The sequence below is a fragment of the Candidatus Rokuibacteriota bacterium genome, from assembly GCA_016209385.1.
Lineage (GTDB): Bacteria > Methylomirabilota > Methylomirabilia > Rokubacteriales > CSP1-6 > JACQWB01.
This window is the reverse complement of sequence record JACQWB010000217.1, coordinates 1-11,068: the sequence shown is the minus strand read 5'-3', so window position 1 is coordinate 11,068 and position 11,068 is coordinate 1. Positions and strand designations below refer to the sequence as shown.

Below are 11,068 nucleotides of genomic sequence, written 5' to 3'. Positions count from 1 at the left end.
GGCACGAAGACGGGAAGGAACAGGGAGGTGCCGGGCACCAGCTCCTTGTTGTCCATGTTCCCGCCGAACTCGCGAGGTTCGATGGACGAAACCGTGCCGTACTCTGGGCGCGGCGCCGTGGCGAGGATGCCGAAGAAGGGCCGGAGCGCAATCGTGGGGCCCCACGGGAGCTGCGCCGTCATCGCTTTGCGGTCGATCGGGATGAGGCGGCGCTGGAACTCCGGGAAATCCTCCGGGAGCGTGCCCTTGAGCGGCCGGATCACGTTCCAGCCCCAATCGACCAGGAGGTCGATCGACTTGATGCGCACCTCCAGCGTGTCGCCCGGCTCGGCGCCACGGACCGCGATGGGCCCCGTGAGGATGTGCGGGCCCAGGACCGGCCGGAGCTTTTCGACGATCTCGCGGTGGTCCGGCCGCATGATCGAGAGGTCCGCGACCTCGACGCGGCCGCCGGAAACGGTGTTGACCGTGACGGTGTCGCCGGAGTCGACCGTCAGCCGGGCCGGGATCGTCGCGTCGAAGTAGCCCCAGTGGACCGTGTCGGGCGAGGGATCGAGGACATGGTGGGCAGGCATGACCGCCCTCCTTACGGGCGCCCGCCGGCGACGCCCACGTGGGAGTCGAGGATCTCGGTGGCCCAGGAGAGCTCCTCGGGCGTGCCTCCGAAGACAAAGCGCCCCGAGGTCAGCACGTAGATGTAGTCGGCGACCGACAGGGCGAGGGCGAAGTTCTGCTCGACCAGCAGGATCGCGTGACCGTGGTCGCGGACGCTCTTCATGATCTGCTCGACCTGCTGCACGAGCCGCGGCGCCAGGCCCTCCGAGGGCTCGTCCATCAGGATGAGATCCGGGTTGGCCATGAGCGCGCGCCCGACCGCCAGCATCTGCTGCTCACCGCCGGAGAGCGCACCGCCCGCGTGGTCGATCCGCTCGGCGAGCTGCGGGAACTCCGCGAGCACGCGGGCGAGGTCCCACTGCGTGCGGCGGTCCGTGCCCCCGGTCGAGCCGGAGCCGCGGGCGAGCCGGCTCGTTGGCAGCAGGAGGTTCTCGCGCACGGTGAGCGAGCGGAAGATGCGACGCCCCTGGGGGACAATGGCCAGGCCCTGCTGGGCGATCGCGTAGGGCGGTCGGCCGCGCTGCGAGCGTCCCTTGAAGACGACGTCGCCCCGGCGCGGCGGCGTGAGCCCCGCGACCGAGCGGATGAGGGTGGTCTTGCCCATGCCGTTTCGCCCCAGGATCGCGACGATGCGGCCCTCGGAGACGTCGAGACTCACGCCCTGGAGCACGTAGCTGTCGCCGTAGTAGGTGTGGATCTCCCGCACCGAGAGAAGCGGCTCAGACATGACCGAAGTAGACCTCGCGGACCTCGGGGTTGGCCTGGACCTCGCCCGGCGTGCCCTCCAGGATCACCTTGCCGCGATGGAGGACCGTCACCCGGTCGGCGAGGCCGAGCGCCACGTCCATGTCGTGCTCGATCATCAGTACGGTCAGATCGCGCGGGAGGTCGCCGATCATCCGCGAGATCCGGTGGCGCTCGGCGGGCGCGAGGCCGGCGCACGGCTCGTCGAGGAACAGCACACGGGGCGCGCCAGTGAGCGCCAGGGCCAGCTCGAGCTGGCGGCGCTCGCCGTAGGACAGGAGCCTCACGGAGTCCTCCGCGCGGTGGGCGAGGCCGACCAGCTGCAGGCCCTCGCGCGCCTTCTGCCGCGCGCCATCGAAGGCGCCGACGGGGCGGTGCATGACCCACTTCCGGCGGTCGGTGCCGATGGCGGCGAGGACGAGGTTCTCGAGGACCGTCAGCTCGACGAACACGTTCGAGATCTGGAAGGTCCGCCCCATGCCGAGCGCCGTGCGCCGGAACTCCGCCAGATGGGTCACGTCGCGGCCGAAGAACGTCACGCGCCCGGCCGTCGGCAGGAGCGTCCCGGTGATGCAGTGGAAGAGCGTCGTCTTGCCGGCGCCGTTGGGGCCGATCAGCACGCGCCGCTCGCCGGCACCGACGCGGAGCGACACCCGGTCGACGGCGCGCAGGCCGCCGAACTCCTTGGTCAGCTCGCCGACCTCGACCGCCGCGGTCGCCATCGTCACCGCCCCATCGCCACCGCCGCCCGCGCTCGGAGGCGGACGGCGAGCCCGACCACCCCCTGCGGCGCCCAGAGCACGGCGGCGACGAAGACCAGGCCCATCACGGCGGCGTACAGCTCGAAGAAGCTCGACACCCAGTTGCGCAGCCCGAGGATGATCACCGAGCCGATGAAGGGCCCGACGATGGTCCCGGTGCCGCCGACGATCGCCATCAGGGCCGCCTCGACCGAGATCGGGACCGACGACGCCACCGGGTTCACGAAGCGGTTGTAGTAGACGTAGAGGACGCCGGCAAAGCTGGCCAGGGCTGCGGAGAGGACGAAGGCCGCGTAGAGGTGCAGGCCGGAGTCGAAGCCGAGGCTCCGCATCCGCGTCTCGCTGGCCTTGATCCCGCGCAACGTGAGCCCGAACGGCGACCGGACGAGCACCCGGTAGCCGAGGGCGCAGAGCACGACGACCGCCAGCACGAAGTAGTAGTACTGCGTGTGCGACTCGATGCGGAGCGGGCCGACCGCGGGGAACGGCACGTTGGTGACGCCATTGTCGCCACCGGTGAAGGACGACCACCGGTGCGCCACACCCCATACGACGTAGCCGAAGGCCATCGTGACCAGGATGAAGTAGACCCCGCGCGTCCGGACGGCGAGCCCGAACAGCACGCCCAGGAGCGTGCCGGCCAGGAGGCCGGCGGGCGCGGCGAACGCCGTCGGCACGGCGTGGCGCACCTGGAGAATGGCCGTCGTGTAGGCCGCCATCGCGAAGAACGACGCGTGGCCCACCGAGAAGAGGCCGGCGTGGCCGAGCAAGAGATCGACCGCCAGCGCGAGCAGCCCGAACACGCACATCTGCGTCACGAGCCCCATCCAGAACGGGCCCGCGACCTGCGGCAGGAACAACGCCGCGACGAGCACGCCGAGGGCGAGCGCGATGCGGAGCCCGCTCACCTCACGCCTCGCGGCCGAAGAGGCCCCGCGGCCGCAGGAGCAGCAGCACCGCCATCGGCCCGAAGAGCACGAAGTAGGAAAACTCCGGCAGCAGCCAGCGGCCGTAGGCGTCGAGGAGGCCGACGATCAGCGCGCCGATCATCGCGCCCTCCAGGCTGCCGAGCCCGCCGACGATGACGACGACCAGCGCGACGATCAGGATCTCCCACTCGGCGCCGGGATAGAGGGTAAGGAACGCGCCGCCGACCACGCCCGCCATGCCGGCGAGGAAGGACGCTAGCGCCGAAACCATGATGAACAGGCGGTCGATGTTGATGCCGGTGGCGTTCACCTGCTCCCGGTCGTCCACCCCGGCGCGCACCACGGCGCCGATCTGGGTCTTCCGGTAGAGGAGCCAGAGCGCGCCCGCGACGGCGAGCCCGAAGACGATGAGGACGAAGCGGTAGGTGGGGTAGACGAGCCCCCCGGGCAGCTCGATGGCGCCGCGCAGGAACACCGGCACCGGCACCTTCAGCGAGTCGCCGCCCCAGATCTTGAGCGCCACGTCCCCGATGACGAAGGCGACACCGACGGTCAGCAGCACCTGGGCCAGGTGGTTCTCACCGGTGTACCGGATCAGGAAGCGGTCGATCAGGTAGCCGAGCACGACGATGCTGGCGCCCCCGCCCAGGATGGCCAGCGTGAAGCTCCCCGTCGCCTCCGCGATGGAGAGCCCGATGTAGCCGCCGAGTAGGTAGTAGGCGCCGTGGGCCATGTTCACCACGCGCATGAGGCCGAAGCTGAGCGTGAAGCCGCTGGCCAGCAGGAACAGCAGCGCGGCGAGCGAGGTGCCGTTGATCGCCTGGAGGACGGCGCTGGTCGTCATCGTGCGAGGGAAACGGGGCACCGGGGGACGGTCAGGTCCCCCGGCGCCGCGAGGGCTACCGCTTGTACGGGCCTCGCTTCAGGAACTCCTCCGGCGTCAACTTCCAGAACTGGGACACCGCCGGGTACGTCTTGAACGGTACGTTGGTCAGCACCTCGCCCAGCTCCGGGTGCTTGATCTTCTGGATCTTCGAGAGGTAGACGTTCTGGATCGGGTTGTCGTACTCGTCCAGCCTGACCGGCCCGCGGGGCGCGTTGATGCGCACGGTCCGCATCGCATTGAGGAACGCGGCACGGTCCTCGACCTTGCCGTTGATGGCGTCGATGGCGGTCTTGGTCCAGAGGCCGGCGGTGTAGGCGCACTCCGCGAACCAGGAGGGCAGCCGCTTGTACTTCTTCGCGAAGGCGTCGACGAAAGCCTTGTTCTCCGGCGTCTCCAGGCCTGCCGCGTAGATGAGCGAGTTGCCGACGAGCCCGATGGCGCGGTCGTCCATCTGCGGCAGGACGTCCTGGTGCAGCCAGTAGCCGCCGTAGATCTTCTTCTTCTTGTCCATCCCGAAGTTGAACCAGGCCTCGAAGAGCCGCACGCGGTCGACACCCACGACCACCGCCGACACGGCGTCGGTGTCGGCCGGGATCGCCGCGATGGTGGGGCCGTAGTCGCGGGTCCCGATCGGGTTCCAGATGATCTTGGCGACCTTGCCGCCGAGCTCGGTGAAGGTGCGCACGGCGCCGAGGGTGACCTCGTGGCCCCACGTGTAGTCCTGTCCGATGAAGGTCACGTTGCGGAGGCCGAGCTCCCGGTACATGTAGTCGCCCCACGGATGCCCGATCTGGCTCGCCGACACCGCCGTCCGCACCACGGTCGGCGTGCGGTTCCACTTGGTCATGGTGTCCGCGCCGGCCGGGTCCATGACGAGCGGCACGCCGGTCTCCTTGCTGACCTGCGCCACCGCCGGCCCCTCGTGACCGCAGAGCGGGCCCACCATGAAGTGCACCTTCTCCTGGTGCACGACGCGGCGCGCCTGGGTCAGGGCCTGGTCGGGGTTGCAGGTCGTGTCGGCGATGACGATCTCGACCTTCCGCCCGCCCGCCCTGTAGCCCGCCTGCTCCCAGAAAAGCTTGAAGCCGTCGACCATGTCCCGGCCCGGCGTCGCCAGGGGCCCGGTCACCGGCGGGAGGAGGCCAATCTTGATCGGTTCGCCCTGAGCGGCCACCGCGCCAGGGGTGGCGAGGCCGACGGCGGCCAGCAGGAGGCCGAGGCCTCGCACAGGTCTATGGATCCAGTCGCTGATCATACGCATCACGCCTCCTTTCGCTGAGCGCCGCCGTGATCGCCGGGGCGTGCTGGTGCGTGCGGCGTTCGGCTCTCGGCCACGCCCCCCGGCGGCGGAGCCGTGTGTCGGTCGGCCAGCGTTGGGGTCGAAAGGTGATAATTGACCACAGCCAGCGCCCATACTTATACTCGGCCCGCAGGCGCGCTGTCAATCACCTGTGCTCGGACGGAGGAGGACGATGAGCGACACCCTGCTGCGATTCGGCAGCGACCGAGACGCCCTGCGCAGCGAGGACGAACCGCTGCTCACCGGGCGCGGGCGGTTCACCGATGACATCGACGTGCCCGGGCAGGCGCATGCCGCGTTCGTGCGGGCGCAGGTCGCGCACGCGGAGCTCCGCGGGACGGAGGTATCGAGAGCCCTGAAGATGCCAGGCGTCATCGGCGTGTTCACGGGGCGGGACCTGGCCGCGGACGGGCTGGGGGCGATCCCGCCCCTGGCGTCGTTGCCGGGGCGCGGCGGGACGCGGATGTTCGGCGCCGCCATGCCGGCGCTCGCGGTCGATCGCGTGCGCTACGTCGGCGAGTCCATCGCGATCGTGGTGGCGGAGACCGCCGCCCAGGCGCGGGACGCCGTGGAGGCCGTCATCGTCGAGCTGGCCGAGCTGCCGGCCTCCGCCGACGTCGAACGCGCCGTGGCCCCGGGGGCGCAGCCGATCTGGCCCGAGACGCCGGACAACGTCGCGCTCGACTGGACCGACGGCGACGCGGCCGCGGTCGATTCGGCATTCGGGCGTGCCGCGCACGTCGAGCGCGTCCGGCTGCTCGACACGCGCCTGGCCCCCTCGGCGCTGGAGCCGCGCGCCGCCATCGGGCAGTGGGACGCGGCGGCGCAGCGCTACACGCTGATCGCGGGCACGCAGGGCGTCGCGGTGGTGCGAAAGCTCCTTGCCGAGAGCGTGTTCAAGATCCCCCCTCCGCGGCTCCGCGTGCTGACGTACGACGTGGGCGGCGGCTTCGGCATGAAGGTGCAGCCGTACGCGGAGTACGCGGCGGTGCTCTATGCGTCACGCCGGGTCGGCCGCCCTGTGAAGTGGCGGGCCAGCCGGCTCGAGAGCTTCCTCGCCGACACTCACGGCCGCGACGGCGTCCTCGAGGGCGAGCTCGCGCTCGACGCGGACGGCAGGTTCCTCGCCCTGCGGGTCCGCGCGCTCGTGGGCGTCGGGGCCTACGTCTCGACGTACGCGGCCATCTTTGCGACCAACAACACGAAGAACACCCTGTCGAGCGTGTACGCGATCCCTGCTATCCAGATCGACGTGAAGATGGTGCTCACGAACGCCGCGCCGCTGGGACCGTACCGCGGCGCTGGCCGGCCGGAGGCGATCTACCTCATCGAGCGGCTGATCGATTCGGCGGCGCTGGCGATGGGCATCGACCGCGTGGAGCTGCGGCGGCGCAACTTCATCCCCGCCTCGGCGATGCCATACAGGGCGGCGAACGGCCAGCTCTATGACAGCGGGGAGTTCGAGGCCGTGATGGACAAGGCGCTGGCGCTGGCGGACTGGAAGGGGTTTCCCGCGCGGCGCGCGGCGTCGGAGCGGGCGGGCAGGCTGCGGGGGATCGGGCTGTGCTGCTTCCTCGAGGTAGCGGGGGGCATCCTCGACGAGACCGTCGACCTGCGCTTCGAGGAGGACGGCACGATCGCGCTGCGCACCGGCGTGCAGGCGATGGGGCAGGGGCACCTGTCGACGTTCCCTCGTCTCGTTGCGACGAGGCTCGGCGTGGACGTGAGCGCGGTCAAGCTCGTCCAGGGCGACAGCGACCAGGTACCGGTCGGCACGCCGAGCGTCGCGTCGCGCTCGATGATGATGGCCGGCAGCGCGGCCACGCTCGCGTGCGACACGGCGATCGAGAAGGGTCGCCGTATCGCCGCGCGCCTGTTCGAGGCCGCCCCGTTCGATATCGAGTTCCGAGACGGCCGATTCCGGGTGACGGGCACCGATCGGGAGATCGGTATCGTGGACCTCGCCCGACGCGCGCGCACCATGCCCGGAATGCCGGGGGACCTCGCCGCGGGACTGGACAACCAGGCCAAGTTCGTCTCCCCGCAGATGAGCTTTCCCAACGGTTGCCATGTCTGCGAGGTCGAGATCGACCCGGAAACCGGAGTGGTAACCGTGGTTGGCTACAAGGCCGTAGACGATGTCGGCAACTTTGCGCACCCGACCATCGTCGAGGGGCAGATCAACGGCGGCGTCGCCCAGGGCCTTGGCCAGGTGCTCGGCGAAGCCGTCGTCTACAGCGAGAGCGGGCAACTCCTGACCGCGTCGTTCATGGACTACATGATCCTGCGCGCTGGCGACCTGCCCGACATGAGAATCGGACACCACTGCGTGCCGTGCACCACGAACCCGCTCGGCGTGAAGGGGGCGGGCGAGTCGGGCGTCGCGGGGTCCCTGCCATCGGCGGTGAACGCGGTGCTCGACGCGCTCGCGAGTCGGGGCGTCCGGCATCTTGATCTGCCAATGACGGCGCCGCGGGTTTGGAGCGCGCTGCGACTACCACGAAAAGCGAAGCCGTAGCAAAACCGGCGCGCCCGGGGACGATTTCTTCGGAGAGGTGACGCCGGACCGGATCAGGTCTTCGATCACGTCCATGCAAGGCTTCGTCAGCTCCTCCGGAAGCCAGGAGCTCCTCCGGAAGCTCGCGGGCACGGTTTCGGGCACGGCAAGGGGTCCGCGGTTGACCGCTGTCACGGAAGTCCCTAAGATACAGGCGCGGGCGGATAGCTCAGCTGGGGAGAGCGCGGCCCTTACAAGGCCGAGGTCACAGGTTCGAGCCCTGTTCCGCCCACCAGCTAGGACGCGGCGGAAGGCGGCGACGTTTCGATACGCGGCGGGAAGCTCTGATGGCGCGAGCGGATCGGTTCGGCGGCGGCACGGTTGAGTTCCGCGTGCCGGACATTCGGGCCGGCGTCGCCTTTTACTCGCGGCTCTTCGGGCGACCCCCGGACTTCGAACCCCACACGGACTTCGTCGAGTGGGAAGGTTTCGAGAACTTCTGGTTTCAGCTCGGCGAGGGCGAGCCGCGACCGACGTACTCGCTGCGGCTCCGCGTGAACGACATCGAGGCCGAAATCCCGCGGGTCGAGCGCGAGGTCGGCGCGCGGTGCTCGCCCGTCACGCGGATCCCCGGGCTGGTCGCCTTCTGCGACTTCAGCGATCCGTGGGGGAACCACCTGGGCCTCTACCAGCGGCTCTTCGTGGAGCAGCCCCGGGTTCCCGGAGGAAGCTTCCGCGACTTCGGGAGCTAAAGGCGGCGTCGTGGAGTCGTCACAGGCGGGTCTTGACCCCGTGAGGGCCTCGGGCTAGTCTGGGCCAGCCTCGAACGCTCGTCCTCTAACTTCGGCGACGGAGGGAGGGACCCATGGAGCGACGCGACTTCCTGAAGCTCACCGGCGCGCTGACGTTCACCCTCGCCACCGAGAAGGTGTGGGCCCAGACCAGCAAGGTTGAAGTCCACTGGCTGGGGCAGGCCGCGACAAAGATCACCACGCCGACCGGCAAGGTAATCGTCATCGACCCGTTCCTCACCAACAATCCTAAGACCCCGGCGCAGTACAAGAACCTGGACGCCCTGGGGAAGGTGGACGTGATCCTGGTGACCCACGGCCATCGGGATCACGTGGGAAACCTCGGGCGGACCGATGGATTGAGTGACGCCGGGGAGCTGGCCAAGCGGACCGGGGCGAAGATTGGTGGCCCCTACGGCCTCATCTTTACGATGACCGACCTGGGCTGGGTGAGGCCCGAGCAAGGCATTCAGTTCGCCAAAGGCGGGCGGGTGACGCCGGCGGGGCCGCAGATCACGATCACCCAGGTCCGCGCCGAACATTCCTCCGAAGTGACCTTCGTCGATCCGGCCACAAAGAAGACCATCACCTACCCCGCTGGGGAGCCCGCCGGGTTCATCATCGAGTTCGAGAACGGCTTCAAGCTCTACCACATGGGGGACACCGGGCTCTTCGGCGACATGCGCTTCCTCGGCGAGTACTATAAGCCCGACCTGATCCTGATGCCCATCGGGGGTAACTTCACCATGGATCCCCGGGATGCGGCCTACGCGACGAAGGAGGTGCTCAAGCCCAAGTACGTGATCCCGATTCACTACGGGACGTTCCCCGTGCTCAAGGGGACGCCGCAGGAGTACCAGGCGGCGCTCGGTCAGACCTCGACGCAAGTCTTCCCGATCAGCCCGGGTGACAAGCTGACGTTCTAGTTGCGGGTGGTTCGCGCATGGGCCTGAGGGGGCAGTGTTCCAGCCCAACCAGCGGGTAACCGTCGACCTCTCGGGCCTGGTCATCCAGGGCGTGGCGTTCAGCGAGAACGTGAAGAAAGCGCTCGGCACCATCGTGGAGCGCCTGCCGGCGGATCCGCCCCGGTACATCGTGGAGCTGCTGTTCAGCTTCAAGGGGGTGAAGCGGGTCGAGGTGCCCGAAGAGCGCATCACGCCGGCGTAGAGATCCTCGGAGGGGGGCTCCGCCCCCCTTCCGAACCTCCCCCGTCGGTTGCGCGGGCCAAGCCCGCGCTCGAACCAGATCTTCAGCAGCGTGCCAGAGGACGATCGGACGAGGACATCCACGCCTTCGGCGTGGGTGCGCGCTCGAAGGGCATTACTCCTGACGCTGCCGATGGCGGCCGCGGTTACGGCGGGATGACGGGTGAGCGGGTTCGTGACCGTGGGTCCGAGGCGGACCCTCGAGGTGTTGATGGCAGCCACAGCGAGGCTCACGTACACCTCCTGGAACAGGGACTGGGAGTCCCCGATCCCCAGGAGGTCGAAGCCGGCCGCCTCGGCCAGGCGCGCATGCTCGGCCACCTCGGCAATCCGGCGGGGGAGGAAGAGGACACCGCAGCGCACGCTGATCGCTCAGCCGAGCCAGACCGCGGGGAGCCAGAGGGCCAGCGGGGGGTAGGCGACCAGGACCGCGGCGCCGGCAAGCAAGAGCAGCAGAAACGGCAGGCTCCCCCACGCCACGTGCCCCAGCGGGGCCCCGGTCACTCCCTGGATCACGAAGAGGTTTAACCCCACCGGTGGCGAGAGTAGCCCCGCCTCCAGCAGCATGCACATGTAGACCCCGAACCAGACCGGGTCGTAGCCCGCCGCCTGGATCGCGGGCAGTACGAAGGGGAGCAGGATGATCATCAGCGAGAAATCCTCGAAGATGGTGCCCAGGATCGGGTAGACGACGGAGATGATCAGCAGGAGCACGGTCGGCGCGCCGAAGGAGCTGGCGAAGTCTTTCATCAGCGCCGGCACCCCATAGTAGGCCAGAGCCACGGTCATCACCCTGGCGGAGATCACGATCAGGAAGATCATGGAGGTGGTCCTGACTGCGCCCAGGCAGGCGTCCCTGAACCCCTGCCAGGTGAGGGCGCGATAGCCAAGGGCGATGAGGATCGCCACCGACGCCCCCACCCAGGCCGCCTCGGTCGGCGTCGCGAGCCCTGCGTAGATCCCGCCCAGCACGGCCACAATCAGGAGGAGAAACGGCCAGACCTCACCGAGCCCCTTGAGCCTCGCGCCCCACCGTCCCGGTCCCGGATTGGCGTGAGCGAGTCGCTCGTGGGGAACTAAGCCCCGCTGGAGGCTACAGCGGATCCCCACGTAGAGCATGAACAGCGCTGACATCATGAGGCCGGGGAAGAAGCCCGCCAGGAAGAGCTTGCCCACGGATTGATCGGCGATGGCGCCATAGACGATGAAGAAGATGCTGGGCGGGATCAGGATGCCGAGCGTTCCTCCGGCGGCCACGGAGCCGAGCACGAGCCTCGGCTGGTAGCCGCGCCGGCCCACCTGCTCCTCGTACGCCATCCGCCCCATCGTCGCGGCCGATG

The 11,068-nt window shown here is 69.2% G+C and carries 11 protein-coding genes, 1 tRNA gene and 1 pseudogene; 5 read left to right on the top strand and 8 right to left on the bottom strand.

From position 1 onward, the window contains the following. From HY726_16210 to HY726_16185, 6 genes are all read right to left on the bottom strand, one after another. Positions 1-575 (bottom strand): acetamidase/formamidase family protein (locus HY726_16210; GenBank protein MBI4610541.1); only part of this gene is annotated, 575 nt, incomplete at its 3' end. An 11-nt stretch (positions 576-586) separates the two neighbouring features. Continuing rightward, positions 587-1,342 (bottom strand): ABC transporter ATP-binding protein, encoded by a 756-nt coding sequence (locus HY726_16205; GenBank protein ID MBI4610540.1) that lies wholly within the window; start codon positions 1,340-1,342, stop codon positions 587-589. After that, a complete protein-coding gene (locus HY726_16200) occupies positions 1,335-2,081 on the bottom strand; it encodes an ABC transporter ATP-binding protein (GenBank protein MBI4610539.1) in 747 nt (248 codons plus the stop codon). Before HY726_16200 ends, HY726_16205 begins: the two co-directional genes overlap by 8 nt. Before the next feature lie 2 nt (positions 2,082-2,083). After that, positions 2,084-3,028, bottom strand: coding sequence for a branched-chain amino acid ABC transporter permease (locus HY726_16195; GenBank protein MBI4610538.1), 945 nt, complete (start codon positions 3,026-3,028; stop codon positions 2,084-2,086). 1 nt (position 3,029) lies between these two features. Beyond that, the gene (locus tag HY726_16190) at positions 3,030-3,893 is read right to left on the bottom strand and encodes a branched-chain amino acid ABC transporter permease (protein ID MBI4610537.1); all 864 of its coding nucleotides are present in this window, start codon (positions 3,891-3,893) and stop codon (positions 3,030-3,032) included. Between the two features lie 55 nt (positions 3,894-3,948). After that, a complete protein-coding gene (locus HY726_16185; protein MBI4610536.1) occupies positions 3,949-5,196 on the bottom strand; it encodes a penicillin-binding protein activator in 1,248 nt (415 codons plus the stop codon). A 211-nt stretch (positions 5,197-5,407) separates the two neighbouring features. On the opposite strand from HY726_16185, the gene HY726_16180 reads away from it, so the two are divergent. The 5 genes from HY726_16180 (at position 5,408) to HY726_16160 (ending at position 9,690) form a co-directional block, all read left to right on the top strand. Next, positions 5,408-7,753, top strand: a complete 2,346-nt coding sequence (locus tag HY726_16180) for a xanthine dehydrogenase family protein molybdopterin-binding subunit (GenBank protein MBI4610535.1) — start codon at positions 5,408-5,410, stop codon at positions 7,751-7,753. Positions 7,754-7,950: 197 nt separating this feature from the next. Then, positions 7,951-8,027 (top strand) — tRNA-Val (locus HY726_16175). Positions 8,028-8,079: 52 nt separating this feature from the next. Further along, positions 8,080-8,484, top strand: a complete 405-nt coding sequence (locus HY726_16170) for a VOC family protein (GenBank protein MBI4610534.1) — start codon at positions 8,080-8,082, stop codon at positions 8,482-8,484. 113 nt (positions 8,485-8,597) lie between these two features. Then, on the top strand, positions 8,598-9,449 hold the full coding sequence (locus HY726_16165) for a metal-dependent hydrolase (protein ID MBI4610533.1): 852 nt from the start codon (positions 8,598-8,600) through the stop codon (positions 9,447-9,449). Positions 9,450-9,483: 34 nt separating this feature from the next. Continuing rightward, positions 9,484-9,690, top strand: coding sequence for a hypothetical protein (locus HY726_16160; protein MBI4610532.1), 207 nt, complete (start codon positions 9,484-9,486; stop codon positions 9,688-9,690). 167 nt (positions 9,691-9,857) lie between these two features. Here HY726_16160 and HY726_16155 read toward each other — a convergent pair. Both HY726_16155 and HY726_16150 read right to left on the bottom strand, forming a co-directional pair. Then, positions 9,858-10,097: pseudogene (locus HY726_16155) on the bottom strand (LLM class flavin-dependent oxidoreductase). 3 nt (positions 10,098-10,100) lie between these two features. Beyond that, on the bottom strand, positions 10,101-11,068 hold a 968-nt coding region (locus tag HY726_16150), incomplete at its 5' end, for a TRAP transporter large permease (GenBank protein MBI4610531.1).